Source organism: Pseudomonas sp. 10C3 (assembly GCF_036346185.1).
Taxonomy (GTDB): Bacteria; Pseudomonadota; Gammaproteobacteria; order Pseudomonadales; family Pseudomonadaceae; genus Aquipseudomonas.
Window position 1 is genome coordinate 15,260 of record NZ_JASJVE010000040.1, and the last position, 21,202, is coordinate 36,461.

At 57.6% G+C, this 21,202-nt stretch carries 22 protein-coding genes; 15 read left to right on the top strand and 7 right to left on the bottom strand.

The features are described from left to right. Positions 1-30: 30 nt before the first annotated feature. Positions 31-918, bottom strand: coding sequence for a tRNA glutamyl-Q(34) synthetase GluQRS (gene gluQRS / locus QN399_RS25060; RefSeq protein WP_330201836.1), 888 nt, complete (start codon positions 916-918; stop codon positions 31-33). 104 nt (positions 919-1,022) lie between these two features. Next, positions 1,023-1,466, bottom strand: a complete 444-nt coding sequence (gene dksA, locus QN399_RS25065; RefSeq protein WP_219063805.1) for an RNA polymerase-binding protein DksA — start codon at positions 1,464-1,466, stop codon at positions 1,023-1,025. 356 nt (positions 1,467-1,822) lie between these two features. Between dksA and QN399_RS25070 the strand changes: the two genes are divergently transcribed. Together QN399_RS25070 and sfsA are read left to right on the top strand one after the other, a co-directional pair. Then, positions 1,823-2,995 (top strand): pyridoxal phosphate-dependent aminotransferase, encoded by a 1,173-nt coding sequence (locus QN399_RS25070; RefSeq protein WP_219063804.1) that lies wholly within the window; start codon positions 1,823-1,825, stop codon positions 2,993-2,995. Further along, on the top strand, positions 2,995-3,714 hold the full coding sequence (gene sfsA / locus QN399_RS25075) for a DNA/RNA nuclease SfsA (RefSeq protein WP_330201837.1): 720 nt from the start codon (positions 2,995-2,997) through the stop codon (positions 3,712-3,714). The genes QN399_RS25070 and sfsA overlap by 1 nt, the downstream gene beginning before the upstream one ends. Here the strand turns inward: sfsA and QN399_RS25080 are convergent, their stop codons facing one another. Next, on the bottom strand, positions 3,715-4,035 hold the full coding sequence (locus QN399_RS25080) for a Rieske 2Fe-2S domain-containing protein (RefSeq protein ID WP_322177843.1): 321 nt from the start codon (positions 4,033-4,035) through the stop codon (positions 3,715-3,717). 288 nt (positions 4,036-4,323) lie between these two features. Here QN399_RS25080 and QN399_RS25085 point away from each other — a divergent pair, with 288 nt between their 5' ends. From QN399_RS25085 to deoC, 4 genes are all read left to right on the top strand, one after another. Beyond that, positions 4,324-5,361, top strand: a complete 1,038-nt coding sequence (locus QN399_RS25085; RefSeq protein WP_322278332.1) for an iron chelate uptake ABC transporter family permease subunit — start codon at positions 4,324-4,326, stop codon at positions 5,359-5,361. Between the two features lie 46 nt (positions 5,362-5,407). Further along, positions 5,408-6,175 carry a heme ABC transporter ATP-binding protein gene (locus QN399_RS25090; protein WP_322177844.1) on the top strand — a complete coding sequence of 256 codons (768 nt, stop codon included), beginning with the start codon at positions 5,408-5,410 and terminating at the stop codon, positions 6,173-6,175. Positions 6,176-6,187: 12 nt separating this feature from the next. Next, on the top strand, positions 6,188-7,105 hold the full coding sequence (locus tag QN399_RS25095; RefSeq protein WP_322177845.1) for a ChaN family lipoprotein: 918 nt from the start codon (positions 6,188-6,190) through the stop codon (positions 7,103-7,105). 145 nt (positions 7,106-7,250) lie between these two features. Beyond that, the gene (gene deoC, locus QN399_RS25100; protein ID WP_322177846.1) at positions 7,251-8,021 is read left to right on the top strand and encodes a deoxyribose-phosphate aldolase; all 771 of its coding nucleotides are present in this window, start codon (positions 7,251-7,253) and stop codon (positions 8,019-8,021) included. 202 nt (positions 8,022-8,223) lie between these two features. Here the strand turns inward: deoC and QN399_RS25105 are convergent, their stop codons facing one another. The 3 genes from QN399_RS25105 to QN399_RS25115 form a co-directional block, all read right to left on the bottom strand. After that, positions 8,224-8,496: a TfoX/Sxy family protein gene (locus QN399_RS25105; protein WP_322177847.1), complete on the bottom strand. Its 273-nt coding sequence runs from the start codon at positions 8,494-8,496 to the stop codon at positions 8,224-8,226. Positions 8,497-8,728: 232 nt separating this feature from the next. Then, entirely contained in the window at positions 8,729-9,073 is a 345-nt protein-coding gene (locus QN399_RS25110; RefSeq protein WP_322177848.1) for a pentapeptide repeat-containing protein, read from the bottom strand. A gap of 91 nt (positions 9,074-9,164) precedes the next feature. Further along, positions 9,165-10,709 carry a bifunctional aminoglycoside phosphotransferase/ATP-binding protein gene (locus QN399_RS25115; RefSeq protein ID WP_330201838.1) on the bottom strand — a complete coding sequence of 515 codons (1,545 nt, stop codon included), beginning with the start codon at positions 10,707-10,709 and terminating at the stop codon, positions 9,165-9,167. 116 nt (positions 10,710-10,825) lie between these two features. Here QN399_RS25115 and mrcB point away from each other — a divergent pair, with 116 nt between their 5' ends. Genes mrcB through QN399_RS25130 form a run of 3 tightly spaced genes read left to right on the top strand, consistent with a single transcriptional unit; the run spans position 10,826 to position 14,257 of the window. After that, complete coding sequence (gene mrcB / locus QN399_RS25120; protein WP_322177850.1) at positions 10,826-13,150, top strand: penicillin-binding protein 1B; 2,325 nt, start codon at positions 10,826-10,828, stop codon at positions 13,148-13,150. Positions 13,151-13,166: 16 nt separating this feature from the next. Then, complete coding sequence (locus QN399_RS25125) at positions 13,167-13,928, top strand: tetratricopeptide repeat protein (RefSeq protein WP_322177851.1); 762 nt, start codon at positions 13,167-13,169, stop codon at positions 13,926-13,928. After that, positions 13,928-14,257 (top strand): YqcC family protein, encoded by a 330-nt coding sequence (locus tag QN399_RS25130; RefSeq protein WP_330201839.1) that lies wholly within the window; start codon positions 13,928-13,930, stop codon positions 14,255-14,257. Before QN399_RS25125 ends, QN399_RS25130 begins: the two co-directional genes overlap by 1 nt. Positions 14,258-14,281: 24 nt before the next feature. Here QN399_RS25130 and QN399_RS25135 read toward each other — a convergent pair whose 3' ends face one another. Further along, positions 14,282-14,707: a DUF4124 domain-containing protein gene (locus QN399_RS25135; protein ID WP_330201840.1), complete on the bottom strand. Its 426-nt coding sequence runs from the start codon at positions 14,705-14,707 to the stop codon at positions 14,282-14,284. Positions 14,708-15,110: 403 nt separating this feature from the next. Between QN399_RS25135 and QN399_RS25140 the strand changes: the two genes are divergently transcribed. The 6 genes from QN399_RS25140 to msrQ all read left to right on the top strand — a co-directional run bounded on the left by QN399_RS25140 (position 15,111) and on the right by msrQ (position 21,116). Continuing rightward, a complete protein-coding gene (locus tag QN399_RS25140) occupies positions 15,111-16,835 on the top strand; it encodes an acetolactate synthase 3 large subunit (RefSeq protein ID WP_219063790.1) in 1,725 nt (574 codons plus the stop codon). Positions 16,836-16,837: 2 nt separating this feature from the next. Further along, the gene (gene ilvN / locus QN399_RS25145; protein WP_219063789.1) at positions 16,838-17,329 is read left to right on the top strand and encodes an acetolactate synthase small subunit; all 492 of its coding nucleotides are present in this window, start codon (positions 16,838-16,840) and stop codon (positions 17,327-17,329) included. A gap of 46 nt (positions 17,330-17,375) precedes the next feature. Then, complete coding sequence (ilvC, locus tag QN399_RS25150) at positions 17,376-18,392, top strand: ketol-acid reductoisomerase (RefSeq protein ID WP_219063788.1); 1,017 nt, start codon at positions 17,376-17,378, stop codon at positions 18,390-18,392. 155 nt (positions 18,393-18,547) lie between these two features. After that, the gene (pssA, locus tag QN399_RS25155; RefSeq protein ID WP_322177854.1) at positions 18,548-19,405 is read left to right on the top strand and encodes a CDP-diacylglycerol--serine O-phosphatidyltransferase; all 858 of its coding nucleotides are present in this window, start codon (positions 18,548-18,550) and stop codon (positions 19,403-19,405) included. A 65-nt stretch (positions 19,406-19,470) separates the two neighbouring features. Next, the gene (msrP, locus tag QN399_RS25160) at positions 19,471-20,484 is read left to right on the top strand and encodes a protein-methionine-sulfoxide reductase catalytic subunit MsrP (protein WP_322177855.1); all 1,014 of its coding nucleotides are present in this window, start codon (positions 19,471-19,473) and stop codon (positions 20,482-20,484) included. Beyond that, on the top strand, positions 20,484-21,116 hold the full coding sequence (gene msrQ / locus QN399_RS25165) for a protein-methionine-sulfoxide reductase heme-binding subunit MsrQ (protein WP_322177856.1): 633 nt from the start codon (positions 20,484-20,486) through the stop codon (positions 21,114-21,116). Before msrP ends, msrQ begins: the two co-directional genes overlap by 1 nt. Positions 21,117-21,202 lie beyond the last annotated feature (86 nt).

Sequence of the window (21,202 nt, forward strand, 5' to 3'; positions counted from 1 at the left end):
TCAGAACTTGAGTGCGCTTGGCATGCCAACTCAGCTTAATAGAGCCTCTTCAAGACTGTGGGTGCGGGGGATGAGCGCAGCGTCCCAATGGCGAATTCCCCAGTCGAGTATCTCTCTGAGGCTGGCATATTCAAGCTCATCGCTGACGGGCTGGCCCAATGCCCGCAGGGCTCGCAGCAGGAGTGGGATGGCCTGGTCGCTGGACAGGGGCGGCGAGCGATACGACTTGCCCAGTTTGTTGCCGTCGGGCTGAGTGATCAGCGGGACGTGCAGATAACGGGGTTGCGGCAGACCGAGCAATTCTTGCAAGTAAAGCTGGCGGGGCGTGGAATCGAGCAGGTCGGCGCCGCGCACTATATCGGTGACCCCTTGCCAGGCATCGTCGATCACTACCGCCAATTGATAGGCGTAGAGACCATCACGCCGACGAATGACGAAGTCGCCAACGTCTCGCCCCAGATGCTGAGCAAACTCGCCTTGCACACGGTCCTTGAAGCGGTACTCCAGCTCCGGCACGCGGATACGTACCGCCGCGTGCTCAGGGTCATGTCCGGCATTGCGGCACAGACCCGGATAAATACCGTGGAAGTCTTCCAGCTGTTTGCGCGAGCAGGTGCAGGCGTAAGCCAGGCCCTGGCTCAACCAGCGATTTACCACCTGAGCATAAGCCTCGTGGCGCAGTCTTTGGTAGACGACCTCGCCGTCCCACTCGAAACCGTAGCGCTCCAGGGTTTGCAGAATCGCCAGTTGTGCACCGGCGACTTCGCGCGGCGGATCGAGATCCTCCATGCGCATAAGCCATTTGCCGCCCACTGCGCGGGCGTCAAGGTACGAGGCCAGGGCCGCAACCAATGAGCCGAAATGCAGGTAACCGCTGGGGGTTGGCGCAAAGCGCCCGATGTAGGGAGGGGATTTCATGGGGGCGATGTTACTGGAACTCGTTGATCACGATCCACTGACAAATCAAATCGCCAGGAACCACAAGGGGCGCCGGAGCGCCCCTTGTTCAGGTTGAAAACAGATTATTTACCGACCTGTTTTTCCTTGATTTCCGCCAGTGTTTTGCAATCGATGCACAGGTCGGCTGTAGGACGGGCTTCCAGTCGGCGCAAACCGATCTCTACACCGCATGACTCGCACCAACCGTATTCTTCGTCTTCGATCAGTTGCAGCGTCTTGTCGATCTTTTTGATCAACTTACGCTCACGGTCGCGGGCACGCAGCTCCAGGCTGAATTCTTCTTCCTGGCTGGCGCGGTCTGAAGGATCAGGAAAGTTAGCAGCTTCATCCTGCATGTGATGCACGGTCCTGTCGACCTCCTGCATCAGTTCCTTTTTCCATTGGCCAAGAATATGGGTGAAGTGAGCGCGCATACGAACGCCCATGTACTCCTCGCCCTTACTCTCAACGTAGGGTACAAAGCCGCGAATCAGTTGGCTGTTCTGTTGCTGTGCTTTATTGGGCATGAATGGACCGCCTCTTACTCTTCTAATCCATTGCGCAGGAATGATCCATCACCGACACCTGCCGGCCCTGCGGCTGCAAGCGGGCGAACTTACCAGATCGAATCGGAGCGCGCCACTCCCCGTTGTCGAGCGTGCAGTCATTGCTTGGCTTTAAAGCCCTGATAGTTGGACATTGGGCGTAAAAACGCGTTCGGAAATCTAATTTTAGTCCCCGCAACGGCGCCTGCCGGGTTTTATTTTCGATCAGGTTTCGGCGCCGCTCGACAGTAAACGCGTCATTAAACGGGCTCTTGCGCGGGCGCTTGGGTAGAATCGCGGGATTAATACTTCGACGCTCCCCGCTAAAAGGAAGACTTATGGCTCAGCCCTACAGTGCACGCAGTCGCGCTATCGAACCTTTTCATGTCATGGCTTTGCTGGCGCGGGCGAATGAACTGCAGGCAGAGGGTCACGATGTCATCCATCTGGAGATCGGCGAGCCGGACTTCACTACGGCCGAGCCGATCATTGCAGCCGGTCAGGCGGCATTGGCTGCGGGCAAAACCCGCTACACCGCTGCCCGTGGGTTGCCCGAGTTGCGTGAAGCCATCGCTGGCTTCTATGCCCAGCGTTATCAGGTGACTGTCGATCCGCACCGAATTCTTGTGACCCCCGGTGGTTCGGGCGCCTTGCTGCTTGCCAGCAGCCTGCTGGTAGACCCCGGTAAACACTGGCTGTTGGCCGATCCAGGTTACCCGTGCAACCGGCATTTTCTCCGACTGGTTGAGGGGGCCGCGCAACTGGTGCCGGTGGGGCCGGAGGTTCGTTATCAACTGACGCCGGATCTGGTGGCGCAGAACTGGAACCAGGACAGCGTCGGCGCGCTGGTCGCATCGCCAGCCAACCCGACCGGTACTTTGCTACAACGCGATGAGCTGGCTGCGTTGTCCGCGGCGTTGAAAGCGCGTAATGGCCATTTGGTGGTGGACGAGATCTACCACGGGCTGACTTACGGCTGCGATGCGGCCAGCGTGCTTGAAGTCGATGATGATGCTTTCGTGCTGAATAGCTTCTCCAAGTATTTCGGTATGACCGGCTGGCGTTTGGGTTGGTTGGTCGCCCCCGAAGATGCTGTGGCAGACCTGGAAAAACTCGCGCAAAACCTCTACATCAGTGCACCGAGCATGGCCCAGTATGCGGCGCTGGCCTGTTTCGAACCGCAGACCCTGGCGATTCTCGAAGAGCGACGTGCCGAGTTTGGGCGTCGGCGTGATTTCCTGTTGCCGGCCTTGCGCGAATTGGGTTTTGGCATTGCTGTCGAGCCAGAGGGAGCGTTCTACCTTTACGCGGACATCAGCGCCTTTGGCGGCGATGCGTTTGCGTTCTGTCGGCACTTTCTGGAAACGGAGCACGTCGCGATCACCCCAGGGTTGGACTTCGGCCGTTTTCAGGCGGGTCACCACGTACGGTTTGCCTACACCCAGAGCCTGCCGCGTTTGCAGGAGGCGGTTGAGCGGATTGCCCGTGGCCTGCGGAGTTGGCAGGGCTGATGCGCTTTTCTCCTGAACTGGAACAAGGCCGTCTACTGATTCGCTACAAGCGCTTTCTCGCCGACATTGAAACGGCCAGTGGCGAAAAGCTGACTATTCACTGCCCCAATACCGGTTCGATGTTCAACTGCATGGCGCCGGGTGGGCGCATTTGGTTCAGTCGATCCAACGATCCCAAACGCAAGCTGCCGGGTACGTGGGAGATCAGTGAAACCCCGCAAGGGCGCTTCGCCTGTGTCAACACCGGACGGGCGAATCACCTGGTGGAGGAGGCCTTGCTTGCTGGGGTGATCACCGAGCTGAACGGCTTTACCGCCCTCAAGCGAGAGGTGGCTTACGGCCAGGAAAACAGTCGGGTGGATTTTCGCCTGGATTATTCGAGCGGGCCTGCCTTTGTCGAAGTCAAAAGCGTGACCCTGGGGTTTGACAATTCGCGGATTGCTGCTTTTCCAGACGCAGTGACCCAGCGCGGGGCTCGCCATCTTCGTGAGTTGGCGAGCCTGGCTCGGGAAGGTGTGCGTGCGGTGCTGTTGTATTGCGTCAACCTGACCGGGATCGACGCAGTGCGCCCGGCCGAAGAGATTGACCCTGCGTATGCTGCGGCCCTGAGTGACGCGGTTGCGGCAGGTGTTCAGGTCTTGGCCTACGGAGTGCAGTTGACCCCTGATGAGGTTCGCATCGACCGTCGGCTTGAGGTGCATTTAGCACCGTCAACGTGACTAGGTCGGGCTGATCCAGACCCCGCTCGGGTCTTCGCGACAAGCAATTGCGCTTAACGATTGTCCTGCGCAAGGCCCGGACACACATTCTCCGCTTTCAATCAGAAACAGGGCGCCGTGGGTTGCGCACTGAATCAGGCTTGCGCTCGTGTCGAGAAATTGATCCGGCTGCCACTCCAGCGGTACACCTCGATGCGGACAGCGGTTGCGGTAGACAAAGACTTGCCCTTCCCGGCGTATCGCCAGCAGTTTGAGACCGTCTAAATCAAAACCCCGACTTTGGGATTCAGTCAGGTAATCTGCGGCGCAGAGAAATTTCATGCTTGGCTCCGATCGCCAGTAAGTTCCCACCCGGACGCGAAATGGCCTGAGCGGGTGATTAAGCTTGATGCAAGAATGCCAACAATTATCGAACAGCTGGCGTGTTCAACGCTCGACAGTGTCGCAGCTCTGGCCGTTGGATGCTGCTTCCTGAAAGTGGCTAGCGGTCAATATTCAAGGGAACCTCGATATGGGCCTTCGTGCCAGTGGTCTCGGTCTTTGTGCCGAATCCTTTTGTAAACCGGCGTCTCGGGTGGCCGAAGGCTCTATGGCGGAGTTGTCGCCACAATGAACGGTTTAGTGCCGCCGCGCGCCCTGTTCATTGGTTTGAGTGGGGTGTGCTTTATCGCGTTTTGGCTTTCCCTGGCGCTGGGCCCCATCAGTTTGCCGCTGATGGACACCTTGCGAGCGGGGTTGCGTCTGCTGGGCGTACCCGTGTCGGGCGCAGGCCTGGAGCAGGCCGAACTGATTCTCGGCCAGATCCGCTTGCCGCGTACCCTTCTTGGGCTGGTCGTCGGTGCGGTGCTGGCATTGACTGGCGCTGCCATGCAAGGCTTGTTTCGCAATCCGCTGGCCGATCCCGGACTGGTCGGTGTTTCCAGCGGTGCAGCCTTGGGCGCTGCGGTGGCGATTGTCAGCGGCTCGGTTTTTGGCGGCTTGCCGGAAGTGCTAGCGCCCTATTTGTTGTCGCTGTGTGCGTTCATCGGTGGGCTGGGCGTGACCGCGATGGTCTATCGATTGGGTCGGCGCGATGGGCAGACCAGCATCGCGATCATGCTGTTGGCCGGCGTCGCACTGACCGCATTGGCGGGGTCGACCATCGGCCTGTTCACCTACCTGGCCGATGACGCCACCTTGCGCACCCTGACATTCTGGAATCTGGGCAGCCTCAACGGCGCCAGCTACGCCCGATTGTGGCCGTTGCTATTGGTCTGTGTGCTGATCATCGTGTGGCTGCCGCGTCGGGCCAAAGCGTTGAACGCCTTGCTGCTGGGGGAATCCGAAGCCCGGCATTTGGGCGTCGATGTCGAAAAGCTCAAGCGTGAACTGATTTTTTGTACCGCGCTGGGTGTCGGTGCAGCAGTGGCTGCGGCGGGCATGATTGGCTTTATCGGACTGATCGTGCCGCATCTGGTGCGCTTGTTGACGGGGCCTGATCATCGCGTGCTGTTACCTGCCTCGGCGTTGGCGGGGGCCTGCCTGTTGTTGTTTGCGGATATCTTTGCGCGTTTGGTATTGGTGCCAACTGAGCTGCCGATCGGTATCGTGACCGCATTTTTGGGTGCGCCGTTCTTTTTATACCTGTTGGTGCGTGGGCGTACCTGATGACGTGTGCGTGGAGGTACCTGATGCCGTTACGAGGGCGCACCTGATGCTACGCAGTGAAAACCTGCACATTCAACGCGGTACAAAAACGGTGTTGACGGATATCACACTGGACCTTCGCCCAGGTGAGATTCTCGGCGTACTGGGCCCCAACGGTGCCGGCAAAAGTACCTTGCTGGGGGCGTTGTGTGGTGAGCTGAAAGCCGCTCGGGGACAGGTTTGGCTGGATCAAAAAAGATTGGCCGACTGGGGCGGTTCAGAGCGGGCGCAGCGTTTGGCGGTACTGCCGCAAAGCTCGACCTTGAGTTTTTCTTTTAGGGTGGAGGAGGTGGTGGCGATGGGGCGCTTGCCCCATGACAGTGGTCGGGTGCGTGATGCGGACGTCATTCGTGCCGCGTTGATCGCTGCGGATGCGGCGCATCTACAGGGGCGCAGTTATATGGCGTTGTCCGGTGGCGAACGCCAGCGCGTGCACTTGGCGCGTGTGCTGGCACAGCTATGGCCGGGTGAACGTGGTCAAACGTTATTACTCGACGAGCCAACATCAATGCTCGACCCGCTGCATCAGCACACCATTCTGCAAGCAGTCCGCGAGTTTTCCGATCGCGGGGCAGCGGTGATGGTCATCCTGCACGATTTGAATCTGGCTGCGCGCTACTGTGATCGTTTACTGTTGTTGGCGAGTGGTCACGCCCATTCGCTGGGCAGTCCTGCCGTCGTTCTCCAGCCTGAGCCCCTCAAGTCGGTCTTTGGCCTGGAGGTATTGGTGCAAGCTCACCCCGAACGCGGCCATCCTCTGATCATCGCGCGATAAAAGGCAGGCCTGATGCTTCGTTTGCTCTGGATTATGTTGCTTGCCGGGTTACTGGCTACGCTGAGTGCTTGCCAAACCACGTCCCCCGTACGAAAGGTACCTGCCTGGCAAAGCCCGCGTGGGCATGAGCAGGCGGATGTCGGGGTCATCCGTGATATGAGCAGCGGTCGGGAACTGACGCCGCAGCAGCTGGCCGAGCGTTTAGCGCAGGCGCCGAGGGTCCTTGTCGGTGAGCAGCACGACAACCCCGATCATCATGCGTTGCAGCTATGGCTTTTGCAGGTGCTGGCCGATCAGCGTGCGCAAGGCAGCCTGCTGTTGGAAATGCTCACTCCTGACCAACAAGCGAAGGTTGATGCGGTCCAGGCGGAGGTCAGAAAGTCGGGTATTCCTGATGACCTGCCCGCTGCTTTGGCGTGGCAAAAGGGCTGGGACTGGGCTCTTTACGGGCCTGTCGTGCGCTATGCGCTGGGACAGCCCTATCCGTTGTTGTCGGCGAACCTGGATGCTCGCGACGTCACGGCGATCTACACGCAAGCACCGACGCTGACCGGCGTGCATTCGACCACCCCGGCGGTGCGCGAGCAATTGCTGAATCAGATTCGTGAATCCCATTGCGGATTGCTGCCGGAAGAGCACATGCCTGCGATGCTCGCGGTCCAGCAGCAGCGAGACCGGCGCATGGCGCAGAGACTGCTCGAAGCACCTTCACCCGCGCTGCTGTTTGCCGGTACTTACCATGCGCGCAAGGACTTGGGTGTGCCCACGCACCTTCTGGATCTGGGTGTCAGCCACGGCACCGTTGTGCTGCTTCTGGCGCAAGCCGGCGCTCCGGTGTCGCAAGGGGCTGCCGATTACGTCTGGTACACCCCGGCATTGCCTGAGCAGGATTACTGCGCACAATGGCGGGCCCAGCCTAAAAAGCCTTGATCATCGCTGTCATTGCACACCTAGGCACGTCTTCATTCGGACTCTTCCCTTAGTTTTGTAGTCCATGTCCCTGTTCGACGCTTGATCGAGTCTGGAGCATCGGCCTCGTTTATTGTTCTGCCTGTTGTGTAAGGGATTGGACAGAATGAACGAAATGACTCCGCAGGATGAGCAGTTGGCGCGTCAAGTGATCGGATTGCTTGATCTGACCCTGCTCAACGCCGATGACACAGAGGCGCGGATTATCGCCCTTTGCCAGCGAGCGCTAACGCCCGTGGGGACTGTCGCCGCCGTGTGTGTCTATCCGCGTTTTGTGCAACTGGCGCGGCGTACCCTGGATGAATTGCACGCGGAGACGGTGCGCGTCGCCGCCGTCGCCAACTTTCCGTACGGCGGGCTCAACATCCAGTCCGCTGTTTCTGAAACCAGGGGTGCCCTGGCCTCCGGTGCCGATGAGATTGATCTGATGTACCCGTATCGCACCCTGCTGACTGGTGACCAGCAAGCGGCGATGGACTTGGTTGCGGCGTGCAAAACGACGTGTGGCGAACGGGCGGTACTCAAGGTCATTCTGGAAACCGGTGAATTGAAAGACCCACAGATTATCCGTAAGGCCTGCGTGGACGTCCTGGCGGCGGGTGCTGATTTCATTGAGACCAGTTCTGGAAAAGTCGCAGTCAATGCCACGCCCCAGGCCGGACGTATCATATTGGAGGTGATTGCCGAGGCAGGCGGGCAGGCCGGAATCAAAGCGGCAGGCGGGATTCGCACGTTCGAGGATGCGCAGGTCTATCTCGACCTGGCTCGTGCCCGCTTCGGCCCGCATTGGGTCAATGTCAATCGTGTGCGACTAGGGGCTTCGAGCCTGCTCGACGATGTGCTGACCCGGCTAGGCGTGCTGGCGCCGGGGCACTAGCCGAGTGCGATGGCGGCGCTTTCATACAGGCAAAAAAAGACCCGGCAAAAAGCCGGGTCAATAACCGTGATTAGCCTGATGAGGAGATAATCTGAGAGTCCGAACCACTGGCCTTTCAAATCATCGACCAGCTGCAGAAATAATAACGATTCTCAGTTGCGTGTCAATGCCTGGTCCATAACTAATTTCAACGGATTGACGCCTAGTACCTTTGGGTCGGCGCAAGTGCTTCAAGTTGCTGGTTCAGAGCTTGTTTACGCTCGACGGGGATGTCATTCCAATGCATGTCCAACAGCGCGCCTTCAATGGCATAAAGCAGCACTTTCGATGCTCGAAAACCTCGAGCACGTACCGCTTTGTAAGCGTTCACCGGGCCTAGCCGACGCAAGTCGGAAGCATTATGAATGCCGACGGCATGCAGCCATTGGGCAGACGTCTTGCCGAGGTTTTTCAAGTGTTGCAGTTCATCGTTCATCGAGCCTCCTTGCGATGGCTGAGCACTGCACTGTGTTTGCGGTGTGAGCAAATCTGAAAGGAGTGTAGCGGGCAGTGGCGAAAGCGCGGGCTATTGATACAGCAGGCTAAAGCTCGCTCGGGAAGGCGACATTCGACAGGGGCAAGTTCGGAGGGGGCAGGTATGCGCAGGGGACATGGGCAGCACGATCAGGCCCGCACGATAGAGCGTGCGGGGCCCGATTATCGGGCGATCATTTAGTTCTGTAGCGCAACCGGGTGCCAAAGTTGACAGACATCAGAATTTCATCCGCCGTCAGTTCCGCCGGGAAAAAAGTCCCGGAGATCTGTGCATGGCCAATGCTGGCGCCTTCCAGTGCGGTGTGACGCAGGTCCACTCCGCGTAGATCGGCTGCACGAAAATAGGCATCCGTGAAATCGACACCGGTGGCGTCCAGCCTGCGTAGATCAAGACCGCGGAAATCTCCGCCGACAAGATCGACGGTACCCGTTTTTGGCTTCTGTTCATTGAAGGCCGTGATGTCGTCTTGGTGCAGAAGAGCGTAGAGCGGGGAGTCGAGCTGTTTAGGCTGGCTCATGGGGGCATCTCCTGTTGGAATTGTGGCGCCAGTATAATGCCACTATTTTTGTGCCGTGAAGCATTAACTGCGTCACGGCACAAAGTATCGCTTACAGCCCCGGCAGGCGCTGGCGGATATGGGCAACCAGACCATCAAGATCGCTGCTGTTGTTGGTCTCGACGCGTTTGCTGCGCAGAATCTCATCAGCGCCCAAGGCTTCACGATGGGCCTGTTGAGCTTCAATCACTTCAATGGTCGCGTCGGACGGATCAACATTTTGCGCCTGACGTTGCGCCAGCCAACCCGCGATCACCGCTTGTGGCGCGTTGCAATCTAGGATCAGGAACGGCGCCCCCGAAGCCTCGGCAGCTTTTGCTGCGGCGTCGCGTTGCTCGCGCTTGAGGTAGGTCGCGTCAATCACGACCGGGAAGCCTGCGCGCAATACGTTGTCAGCCAGTTGATGCAGGTGGGTATAGGTGGCAACGCTGGCGTCGGCACTATAAATACCGCCGTTCTCGCTGTGCTTGCCGAAAAGACGTTTACGTTCGACGTCAGAGCGTAAGCGAATCGCGCCCAATGCTTCCACCAGACGCATGGCTACGTGGCTCTTGCCGACGGCGGAAACACCGTGGGTAATGACCAGAAACCGCGATGGGATGGCGCTGTAGCTTTCTGCCAGGTTGGCGTAATTGCGGTATTGGCGCAGGGTGCTGGCGCGTTGCACGGGATCGGCGTGCTCTGGCAGGCTGAACAATGCAACCTTGGCACGGACCAGTGCACGATAGGCTTTGTAGAAATTCAGCAGTTCCAGGCCCTGATAATCGCCGGTCAGTTCCAGGTACTGGCTGATGAAGCGCCGTGACAGTGATTTCAGGCCGCGGTCTTCCAGGTCCATGGCCAGGAACGCGATGTCGGCATAGACATCAGTCAGGCGGAAGGGCTCGTTGAATTCAATGCAGTCGAAAATCACCACCTTGCCGTCGATCAGCGTGGCGTTTCCCAAGTGAATATCGCCATGGCACTCGCGAATGAAACCTGCCGCCTTGCGCTGTGCGAAAAGGTCTTTGAGTCGCTCGAAGCTGGACTCAGCCCACGCCTGGAGCGCGTCCAGTTGCTGCAGGTCAGCCTTGTCACTGATCAACGGGCGGATTTGTTCGAAATTTTGCAGGACCGGCGCCATCACGCTTTCAGGTGCGCCAAGCGCATGTTCCTGTGGGACGTGCGGTGCGTTGATGTGGAACTCTGCAATCTGCCTGGCCATCTCGTCGATGTGCGACGGCGTCAATTCGCCATTGGCCTGCAGCGTGCTGAGCAACTGGCTTTGTGGGAACTGGCGCATTTTAAGTGCGTACTCGATGACCTCGCCATCGCCGCCCAGTTGCGGTGCTTCAACGCTGCCGGTAATCGGCAAGACATCCAGGTACAAATCGCTAGTCAGACGCTGGTTCAGGCGCAGCTCTTCGCGACAAAAATGCTCGCGTGCCGGCAGGCTGGTGAAATCGAGGAAGCCGAAGTTGACCGGCTTCTTGATTTTGTACGCGTAGGGGCCGGTGAGCAGCACCCACGAGATATGCGTCTCAATGACCTGGAAACCTTCTACCGGATGCGGATAGAGGGCCGGGTTTTGCAGCGCGGCAATCAGGGACTGGCTCACAGGCGATCCTTCAAGGGGTTGAAAATCAAGGCTGCTATTATGGCGATTCATGGCTGCGCTGCAAACCGCCCGAGGGTGCCTGTCGATCGTGAACAAAGTGCGTATAATCCGCCGCCATGACTCGTACCCGCACTCCCCGTACCCCCAAAAAACGCGCCTCTGGCGGTCTTCGCACCTGGTTTGGCTGGGCTTTGAAGCTCGGACTGGTAGGCCTTGTCGTGCTCGCAGGCTTTGCGGTTTATCTCGACGCTATCGTCCAGGAAAAGTTTTCTGGCAAGCGCTGGACGATTCCGGCCAAGGTTTACGCCCGCCCGCTGGAGCTATTCGTCGGACAAAAGCTTTCTCAGGTCGATTTCCTGACTGAACTCGATGCCTTGGGCTATCGCCGTGAAAGCGTCGCCAATGGGCCGGGCGCGGCAGCGGTGAACGGCACCAGGGTCGATCTCAATACCCGTGGTTTCCAGTTTTATGAAGGCACGGACCCTGCACAGCAAGTCAGCGTGCGTTTCTCGGGCGACTATGTGGCCGGGTTATCGGCGACCGATGGCTCGAAATTGTCGGTTGCGCGGCTCGAACCGTTATTGATCGGCGGGCTTTACCCGAAGAATCTCGAAGACCGCATCCTGATCAAGATCGATCAGGCGCCGCCGTATTTGCTCGATACGCTGATCACGGTTGAAGACAGGGATTTTTATCACCATTTCGGTGTGTCGCCAAAGTCGATTGCCCGGGCGTTCTGGGTCAACGCGTCTGCCGGGCAGATGCGTCAGGGCGGCAGTACGCTGACCCAGCAGTTGGTCAAGAACTTCTACCTGAGCAACGAGCGCAGCCTTAACCGGAAACTGACCGAAGCCATGATGGCCTTGCTGCTGGAGGTGCACTACAGCAAGCAGGAAATCCTCGAGGCTTACCTCAACGAGGTCTTCCTTGGGCAGGACGGGCAACGAGCAGTCCACGGTTTCGGTCTCTCCAGCCAGTACTTCTTCAGCCAGCCGCTGTCCGAACTGAAGTTGCATCAGGTAGCGCTGCTGGTCGGCATGGTTAAAGGCCCTTCCTATTACAACCCGCGCCGCTATCCCGAGCGCGCGCTGGAACGCCGCAACCTGGTGCTCGACCTTCTGGAGCAACAGGGCGTGGCGACGCCGGAAGTCGTCGCTGCGGCCAAGAAAATGCCGCTGGGTGTGACCAAGACTGGCAGCCTGGCGGACAGCTCGTTCCCCGGCTTCCTGGACTTGGTCAAACGTCAGTTGCGTGAAGACTATCGCGACGAAGACTTGACCGAAGAAGGTCTGCGCATCTTCACCAGTTTTGATCCGATCCTGCAGATGAAGTCCGAGGCCGCGGTCAACGAAACATTCAAGAAGTTGGCGGGTCGCAAGGGTTCCGAGGATGTGGAGGCGGCAATGGTCGTGACCAATCCGGAAACCGGCGAAGTCCAGGCGTTGGTCGGTAGCCGTCAGGCAGGGTATGCCGGGTTCAACCGGGCAATCGATGCCGTACGGCCGATTGGGTCGCTGGTCAAGCCGGCCATCTATCTCACGGCCCTCGAGCGTCCAAGTCAGTACACGCTGACCAGTTGGGTGTCCGACGAGCCATTTTCGGTCAAGGGTGCAGATGGTCAGATCTGGAAACCTCAGAATTACGACCGCAAGGCGCATGGCAACATTTTCCTGTACCAAGGGTTGGCACATTCCTACAACTTGTCCACGGCCAAACTGGGGCTTGAGCTGGGTGTGCCGAATGTGTTCAAAACCTTGGCCAAGTTGGGTGTGACCCGTGAATGGCCTGCGTATCCGTCGATGTTGCTGGGCGCGGGCGGGCTCAGTCCGATGGAGGTGGCAACCATGTACCAAACCATTGCAAACGGTGGCTTCAATACGCCGATGCGCGGTATTCGCAGCGTACTGACTGCCGAGGGCGAGCCACTCAAGCGTTATCCGTTCCAGATTCAGCAGCGTTTCGATCCGGGCTCGATTTACCTGGTACAGAATGCGATGCAGCGCGTCATGCGCGAAGGCACGGGTAAGTCGGTCTACAGTCAACTGCCGAGCTCTCTGAATCTGGCGGGCAAAACCGGCACTAGTAACGACTCGCGTGACAGTTGGTTCGCGGGTTTCAGTCAGGACTTGCTGGCCGTTGTCTGGCTGGGCCGCGATGATAACGGCAAGACTCCGTTTACCGGTGCCACCGGCGCGTTGCAGATTTGGACAAGCTTCATGCGCAAGGCAGACCCACTTCCATTGGATATGCCGCAGCCGGACAATGTGGTTCAGGTCTGGATCAATGCCAGTACCGGTCAAGGCTCCGATTCAACCTGCCCGAATGCGGTCCAGATGCCGTATATTCGCGGCAGTGAACCGGCACCCGGCGCAGCCTGTGGCGGTGTCAATCCAGCACCGGCCGATGCAGTGATGGATTGGGTCAAGGGCTGGTTGAATTAAGCAAAGAGGATGTGATGTGAATAAGTGGTGGATTCCTGCGGTAACGGCTTTGGCTTTGCTTAATGGCTGTGCCAGCGTGCAGCGTGGCTCAATTCCGGTGGTGGACTCCGGTAGCAAGGTCTCCAACAGTGAGCGTATCCCCGCCAACAACAAGGGCACGTATCGGCCCAATGTTGCCCAGCCTCAGCAGCGGCAAGCGATCCCGCAAGATTCAGGTGTAGTGGTGATGGTGCCTGGCGGTGGTGGTAGTTCTGCGCCGATCCAGAGTTACGCGGCGCCAATCAATACTGCGCCGATCAGCACCAGCCCGATCGATACGTCGCCGATCAGCCCATCGCCGATCAACTCTGCCCCCGTGAATACGGCGCCCGCTAATACCGGCAACTACGGCGCGCCTGCGCCTGTAATGCCGAGCGGTATCCCAAGTGGTGGCGGTTTGTCTGCGGACGAACAGCTGGATGGCCCGGTCTTGTCGTTGCTCACGACGGCTCAGCAGCAACAAGCCAGCGGCGATCTGAATGGCGCGTCGTCGAGCCTTGAGCGTGCCCAGCGTGTGGCGCCCCGTGAGCCGCAAGTGCTTTACCGTCTGGCGCAAGTGCGTCTGGCTCAAGGGGATGCAGCGCAGGCCGAACAGCTCGCTCGCCGTGGCCTGACTTACGCCAATGGGCGGCCAAGTCTGCAGGCAAGCCTGTGGGGTTTGATTGCCCAATCGCGTGAGAAGCAGGGGGATCCGGCTGGCGCAGCAGTGGCCCGCCAAAAAGCCAAGGTCAGCTTCTGATGGATAGGCGCTTCCCTCGGATCGCAGAGCAATTGCTGCTGATCGAGCGTGAACTGCGTGTGCTGGGTTGGTGGAGTGATCTGCCACCCAGTGAGCAGGCGTTGGCCAGTCGCGAGCCTTTTTCCGTGGATACGCTGGAGTTCGACCAGTGGTTGCAGTGGATTTTTCTACCGCGGATGAAAGTCATCCTCGAACAGGATCTACCCTTACCCAATGCGTCGGGTATTCTGGAAATGGCCGAGATGGTCTATGCAAGCCGTCAGGGTGAAGCTCGACAGCTTCAGCAACTGCTGGCGCAGTTCGATCGACTGATCACCGAGGTCAGTTGACGCTCGGCTCTTTGCCTGGCGCGTTTACTGGCAGTTTTCGCTAATGGTTTTTTGGGTTTCGGCTATTCGGGTCTGACGCTCTTCCTCGGTCAAACGCCTCACGTCTCCATTCACTTCCTCACGCAGGCGCGGATTGTTTTGAAGCTGGACCAGATTGGTCCTTACGTCTTCGCAATACTTCGCCCGTTTGGTCTCCTGCACCGCAATCTGTTTTTTGACTTTGCTTTCTATTGCTTTCTGGTCGCCCTGCACGCTGCCTGCCGCCGGGGAAGGGCGGGGAGGGGCTGGCGGAGCCTTCTGCACATCAATCTGTTGCGTCGACTGCCCGGCTGGCGGTTGCGCATCAAAATGAGTCTGGCCTTGGGCATCGACCCATTTATAGATCTGCCCGGCTTGGCTGGTGGCGCTCACTGTAAACAAAAGAGCGGCCGCTAGGGTCCTGTAGCGCATGGTGCCTCCTTCGATGGCTGTGCACCGGCAACCTACCATAAGTGCATGCCAGCAGCCGTCACTCAGTGACTTTTCATGCGGTTAGTCGGAAGAAAGCGCACGGATGACTTGACTTGAAGAGGTCTAATCACAACAATCCAACGTTCGCTGTAGATGGACTGCCAGAAGCAGACCCTCTCGGTAGATCATGAGGCGCACATCCGCGTCGACCTGTAACACCCGCAACGCGTTACCTCGCGCTGGGTGGGAAAGCCCCGCAAACACTTTGGGGACCTCCCAATACTTGCTCAGTCAGTGCTGACGTAGTCGGCGACCACCGTCGCTCATGCTCTGCTAGCAGTAAACCTATTAAGACCCGTCCCTTTTTTGTGGGCGGTATTCTGGCGTTTTAGAGGTGAACAACGTGGAGCTTTTATCTGGCGCTGAAATGGTCGTCCGCTTTTTGCGTGACGAAGGCGTTAAGAATATCTATGGGTACCCTGGTGGTGCCCTCCTGCATATTTACGACGCGCTGTTCAAAGAACCGGCTGTGACTCACATCCTGGTTCGTCATGAGCAAGCAGCAACTCATATGGCTGACGGTTATGCCCGTGCCACCGGTAAAGCCGGTGTGGTACTGGTGACTTCGGGCCCTGGAGCGACCAATGCCATCACTGGCATCGCAACCGCCTACATGGACTCGATCCCGATGGTGATCCTGTCTGGCCAGGTTCCGAGCACCATGGTCGGCACCGACGCGTTCCAAGAGACCGACATGATCGGTATCTCCCGGCCAATCGTGAAGCACAGCTTCATGATCAAAAGCGCTGCGGAAATTCCTGAGGTCCTGAAAAAAGCGTTCTACCTGGCGCAATCCGGCCGTCCTGGTCCGGTGGTGGTCGATATCCCGAAAGATATGACCAACCCGGCCGAGAAGTTCGAATACGTCTTCCCGAAAAAAGCCAAGCTGCGCTCTTATAGCCCGGCTGTGCGTGGTCACTCGGGGCAGATTCGCAAGGCAGTGGAAATGCTGTTGGCGGCCAAGCGGCCGATCATCTACGCAGGCGGCGGCGTCATTCTGGGTCATGGCTCTGCGCCATTGACCGAGCTGGCACAGCTGCTGAACGTACCCGTCACTAATACCTTGATGGGGCTTGGTGCTTACCCGGGCAACGACCGACAGTTTCTCGGCATGCTCGGTATGCACGGCAGTTACACCGCCAACCTGGCCATGCACCATGCTGACGTGATCCTGGCGGTCGGTGCGCGGTTTGATGACCGAGTGATCAACGGCCCGGCAAAATTTTGCCCGAACGCCAAGATCATCCACATCGATATCGATCCGGCTTCGATCTCCAAAACCATCAAGGCCGACGTCCCGATCGTAGGCCCGGTAGAGAGCGTGTTGACCGAAATGGTCGCCACCCTCAAGGACATCGGCGAAACCCCTAACAAGGAGTCGGTTGCCAGTTGGTGGAAGCAGGTCGATGAGTGGCGCGCTGATCGCGATATGTTCCCTTACAACAAGGGTGACGGCAGCATCATCAAGCCTCAGACCGTTATCGAGACGCTCAGCGAAGTCACGCGTGGCGATGCCTACGTGACCTCCGACGTGGGTCAGCACCAGATGTTCGCAGCTCAGTACTATCGCTTCAACAAGCCTAACCGCTGGATCAACTCCGGCGGACTGGGCACCATGGGCTTCGGTTTCCCGGCGGCCATGGGTGTCAAGCTGAACTTTCCAGAAGCGGATGTCGCTTGTGTGACGGGTGAAGGCAGTATCCAGATGAACATCCAGGAGCTGTCCACCTGCCTGCAGTACGACTTGCCGGTGAAGATCATCAACCTGAACAACGGCGCGCTGGGTATGGTGCGTCAGTGGCAGGACATGAACTACGGCGCTCGTCATTCACATTCCTACATGGAGTCCTTGCCGGACTTCGTAAAACTGGCCGAAGCCTATGGTCATGTCGGGATGCGAATCACTGAGTTGAAAGATTTGAAGCCGATGATGGAAGAAGCCTTCGCCATGAAGGACCGCCTGGTGTTCCTTGATATCAAGGTTGATACCAGCGAGCACGTCTACCCGATGCAGATCAAAGACGGCTCCATGCGCGATATGTGGCTGAGCAAGACGGAGCGGACTTAATCATGCGGCACATCATTTCTCTTTTGCTGGAAAACGAACCTGGTGCATTGTCACGGGTTGTTGGTCTGTTTTCGCAGCGCAACTACAACATCGAAAGCCTGACCGTGGCGCCGACTGAAGACCCGACCCTGTCGCGCCTGACGTTGACCACCGTGGGGCACGATGAGGTGATCGAGCAGATCACCAAGAACCTCAATAAATTGATTGAAGTGGTCAAGTTGGTCGATCTGTCTGAAAGCGCGCACATCGAACGCGAGCTGATGCTGGTCAAGGTCAAGGCCACTGGCGCCCAGCGCGCCGAGATCAAGCGCACCACGGATATTTTCCGTGGGCAAATCGTTGACGTATCCAGTAGCGTGTACACCGTGCAACTGACCGGAACGAGCGATAAACTGGACAGCTTCATTCAGGCTATCGGAACTTCGGCGATCCTGGAAACAGTACGCAGTGGCGTGACGGGCATTGCCCGTGGCGACAAAGTGCTGAGCATTTAACTCATTACGCAAATGGCCTGAACGGCCAGGATAACAGGGGAATTTCATGAAAGTTTATTACGACAAAGACTGCGACCTTTCGATCATCCAGGGCAAAAAAGTGGCCATCATCGGTTACGGTTCCCAGGGCCACGCTCAAGCGTGCAACCTGAAAGACTCCGGCGTAGATGTCACTGTTGGTCTGCGCAAGGGTTCGGCTACTGTCGCCAAGGCTGAAGCTCATGGCTTGAAAGTGACTGACGTTGCTTCTGCTGTTGCTGCTGCTGACCTTGTCATGATCCTGACCCCGGATGAATTCCAGTCCCAGTTGTACCGTGACGAAGTCGAGCCGAACCTGAAGAAAGGCGCAACCCTGGCTTTCTCCCACGGCTTCGCGATCCACTACAACCAGGTCGTGCCTCGCGCTGACCTCGACGTGATCATGATCGCGCCGAAAGCACCGGGTCACACCGTGCGCTCCGAGTTCGTCAAAGGCGCAGGTATTCCTGACCTGATCGCTATTTACCAGGATGCATCCGGCAACGCCAAAAACGTCGCACTGTCCTACGCTTCGGGCGTTGGCGGCGGCCGTACCGGTATCATCGAAACCACGTTCAAAGACGAAACCGAAACCGACCTGTTCGGCGAACAAGCCGTTCTGTGCGGCGGTACCGTTGAGCTGGTCAAAGCAGGCTTTGAAACCCTGGTTGAAGCTGGCTACGCGCCGGAAATGGCTTACTTCGAATGCTTGCACGAATTGAAGCTGATCGTTGACCTCATGTACGAAGGCGGTATCGCCAACATGAACTACTCGATCTCGAACAACGCTGAATACGGCGAATACGTGACCGGTCCGGAAGTGATCAACGCCGAATCGCGTCAGGCCATGCGCAACGCCCTGAAACGCATTCAGGATGGTGAGTACGCCAAGATGTTCATCAGCGAAGGTGCCACTGGCTACCCTTCGATGACTGCCAAGCGTCGTAACAACGCTAATCACGGCATCGAAATCATCGGTGAAAAACTGCGCTCCATGATGCCGTGGATTGCAGCGAACAAGATCGTCGACAAAGCCAAGAACTGATCCCTGGTTCCAGGATTTTGTTTTGGAAAAACGCGGCTTCGGCCGCGTTTTTTCGTTTTGGTTGCACGCTTCTGGTATAAAGCTGCATCGTTTGATGACGAACCCTCGTCGCAAACATCTGTCGAAACTCTCCACACCGTTGCAAGGTATTGTCCATGAGCGAACGTCCCGAAGAGCCAAACCAGGCCTCTGACGCCGAAAGCCTGCTACCGATCGATGAGCACATTGAAGAAGGGCATGATGCCGAAGGGCGTAAGGTCCGGCATCGTGGTATCTATCTGCTGCCTAATCTGTTCACTACAGCGAACCTTTTTGCTGGCTTCTATTCCATCATCAGCTCGATGAGTGCGCAGAGCGCGTTGAGTGCTGGCGATCAGGTCGGGGCGAGCAAGTATTTTGCCTTTGCCGCTATCGCCATTTTCGTCGCGATGGTACTCGACGGTCTTGATGGTCGTGTCGCACGCATGACCAATACTCAGAGTGCCTTCGGTGCCGAGTACGACTCGCTCGCCGACATGGTTGCCTTTGGTGTCGCGCCCGCCTTATTGGCGTTTGGCTGGGCATTGGGGGATATGGGCAAGGTCGGCTGGATGGTCGCCTTCATCTATGTCGCCGGTGCTGCGCTGCGTCTGGCACGGTTCAACACTCAGGTCGGCAAGGCCGACAAGCGCTACTTCATTGGCCTGGCCAGTCCGGCTGCGGCGGGTGTTGTGGCGGGAACGGTCTGGGCCTTCAGTGACTACGGCATCCAGGGATCGAAAATGTCGTTTCTGGTTGCTTTGCTGGTGGCTGCCGCTGGCATGCTGATGGTCAGCAATATCAAATACAACAGTTTCAAGGAGTTGGATCTCAAGGGGCGCGTGCCTTTTGTCGCCATTCTTGCCGTCGTATTGGTCTTTGCGGTCGTGTTCAGTGATCCGCCTCGTATCCTCCTGCTCGTGTTCCTTGCCTACGCAGCCTCAGGGCCAGTGCAATATTTGTTACGACTTCGTCGTCACAAATCGGCTGAGTGATCTGCAATTTCTACCATACTCCACAGCCTACTGGTGCATAAGTTCCTCTAGCTGTGGAGTCATCAATGCTAATCAAGCTACCTGCGGCATCCGCCTGTAAAGAGTCGGATGTTACGCCTGAATCATTCTATATCTCCCGTCGCGCATTGCTCGGTAGCTCCATCGCCGGACTGGCCATCAGTGCGCTGCCGCGCTGGGCCAGTGCCGCTGATCCTTCTCCCTATGCGGGGGTAGAACCGGGTTCTGCGCCTGCATGGTTCAACGCAAAACTGCCTGATACCAAATGGCAGGCCGTCACCGTCAAGGGTGAGGCGATTACGCCATTCAAGGACGCAACTCACTACAACAACTTCTATGAGTTCGGGACCGACAAGGGTGACCCTGCGAAAAATGCGGGCACCTTGAAAACCGAGCCGTGGAGTGTGGTGGTCGATGGCGAGGTTGGAAAACCAGGGCGTTATGCGCTCGAAGACTTCATGAAGCCCTATCAACTGGAAGAGCGAATCTACCGACTGCGTTGTGTAGAGGCCTGGTCGATGGTCATCCCCTGGATCGGCTTTCCCATATCGGAATTGCTTAAGCAGGTGGAGCCCACTTCGAAGGCCAAGTACATCCGCTTCGAAACACTTCAAGATCCTAAAAGCATGCCTGGCCAGCGCTCCGGCTTTGCCCTGATCGATTGGCCCTATGTCGAGGCCTTGCGTCTGGATGAGGCGATGAACCCCTTGGCTATTCTTGCGGTGGGTATGTATGGGCGGGATCTGGCCAATCAGAACGGCGCGCCTTTGCGTCTGGTCGTGCCATGGAAGTACGGCTTCAAAAGCGTGAAGTCGATTGTGCGTATCAGTCTGGTCAGCGAGCAGCCAAAAACGACGTGGCAGAGCATCGCGTCGAGTGAATATGGCTTTTACGCCAATGTGAATCCGACTGTGGATCATCCTCGGTGGACGCAAGCGCAAGAGCGACGCCTGCCGAGCGGGTTGTTCAGCCCGAATATCAGGCGGACGGAAATGTTCAATGGTTATGGGGAGGAGGTTGCCTCCTTATATAGCAACCTAGATCTGCGGAAGAACTACTGATGCGTTATCCCTTTTGGCGCGTGGGCGTCTTCGTTGCAGCGTGCGTAGCCCCTATTCTTTGGTTGTATCAGGCCTGGAGCTTTGCTTTGGGGCCTGATCCCGGCAAGATCCTGGTCGATCGCCTGGGGTTGGGTACCTTGATTTTGCTTCTGATCACGTTGGCGATGACTCCGTTGCAGCGGTTGAGCGGTTGGGCGGGATGGATCGCGGTCCGTCGGCAGCTTGGATTGTGGTGTTTCGCTTATGTGGTCATGCACCTGAGTGCCTATGCGGTCTTTATCCTCGGGTTGGATTGGGCTCAGTTGGGGGTAGAGCTGATTAAGCGGCCCTACATTATTGTCGGCAGTCTGGCGTTTGTTTGTCTGCTGGCGTTGGCGGTCACTTCCAATCGCTATAGTCAGCGCCGATTAGGCGCTCGCTGGAAGAAGCTTCACCGATTGGTTTACGTGATTCTTGGGCTGGGATTGCTGCATATGCTCTGGATAGTTCGCGCAGACCTTAAAGAGTGGGCTGTCTACGCAGTCATTGGAGCATTGCTGTTAGTCCTGCGAATCCCGGCAATTGCTAGGCGTATCCCTCGGTTAAAGGCTCAAAAGGCACCCGCTGTAACAAAGGTGACAATAAGCCCTTGACGCCCCGTAAAATCTGTCTATAATTCGCACCTCTTCCGGAGCAGATGAAACGGAAAACTCCTTGTAAATCAAAGAGTTATCCAGAG

Bases quoted from the DNA above. Each gene is read 5' to 3' on its own strand.
- msrQ (WP_322177856.1), top strand. From the start codon at position 20,484: ATGCGTTATCCCTTTTGGCGCGTGGGCGTCTTCGTTGCAGCGTGCGTA.
- QN399_RS25135 (WP_330201840.1), bottom strand. From the start codon at position 14,707: ATGCGCTACAGGACCCTAGCGGCCGCTCTTTTGTTTACAGTGAGCGCC.
- dksA (WP_219063805.1), bottom strand. From the start codon at position 1,466: ATGCCCAATAAAGCACAGCAACAGAACAGCCAACTGATTCGCGGCTTT.
- QN399_RS25110 (WP_322177848.1), bottom strand. From the start codon at position 9,073: ATGAGCCAGCCTAAACAGCTCGACTCCCCGCTCTACGCTCTTCTGCAC.
- ilvC (WP_219063788.1), top strand. From the start codon at position 17,376: ATGAAAGTTTATTACGACAAAGACTGCGACCTTTCGATCATCCAGGGC.
- deoC (WP_322177846.1), top strand. From the start codon at position 7,251: ATGAACGAAATGACTCCGCAGGATGAGCAGTTGGCGCGTCAAGTGATC.
- QN399_RS25085 (WP_322278332.1), top strand. From the start codon at position 4,324: ATGAACGGTTTAGTGCCGCCGCGCGCCCTGTTCATTGGTTTGAGTGGG.
- pssA (WP_322177854.1), top strand. From the start codon at position 18,548: ATGAGCGAACGTCCCGAAGAGCCAAACCAGGCCTCTGACGCCGAAAGC.
- mrcB (WP_322177850.1), top strand. From the start codon at position 10,826: ATGACTCGTACCCGCACTCCCCGTACCCCCAAAAAACGCGCCTCTGGC.
- QN399_RS25070 (WP_219063804.1), top strand. From the start codon at position 1,823: ATGGCTCAGCCCTACAGTGCACGCAGTCGCGCTATCGAACCTTTTCAT.
- msrP (WP_322177855.1), top strand. From the start codon at position 19,471: ATGCTAATCAAGCTACCTGCGGCATCCGCCTGTAAAGAGTCGGATGTT.
- QN399_RS25090 (WP_322177844.1), top strand. From the start codon at position 5,408: ATGCTACGCAGTGAAAACCTGCACATTCAACGCGGTACAAAAACGGTG.
- QN399_RS25080 (WP_322177843.1), bottom strand. From the start codon at position 4,035: ATGAAATTTCTCTGCGCCGCAGATTACCTGACTGAATCCCAAAGTCGG.
- gluQRS (WP_330201836.1), bottom strand. From the start codon at position 918: ATGAAATCCCCTCCCTACATCGGGCGCTTTGCGCCAACCCCCAGCGGT.
- QN399_RS25105 (WP_322177847.1), bottom strand. From the start codon at position 8,496: ATGAACGATGAACTGCAACACTTGAAAAACCTCGGCAAGACGTCTGCC.
- ilvN (WP_219063789.1), top strand. From the start codon at position 16,838: ATGCGGCACATCATTTCTCTTTTGCTGGAAAACGAACCTGGTGCATTG.
- QN399_RS25130 (WP_330201839.1), top strand. From the start codon at position 13,928: ATGGATAGGCGCTTCCCTCGGATCGCAGAGCAATTGCTGCTGATCGAG.
- sfsA (WP_330201837.1), top strand. From the start codon at position 2,995: ATGCGCTTTTCTCCTGAACTGGAACAAGGCCGTCTACTGATTCGCTAC.
- QN399_RS25095 (WP_322177845.1), top strand. From the start codon at position 6,188: ATGCTTCGTTTGCTCTGGATTATGTTGCTTGCCGGGTTACTGGCTACG.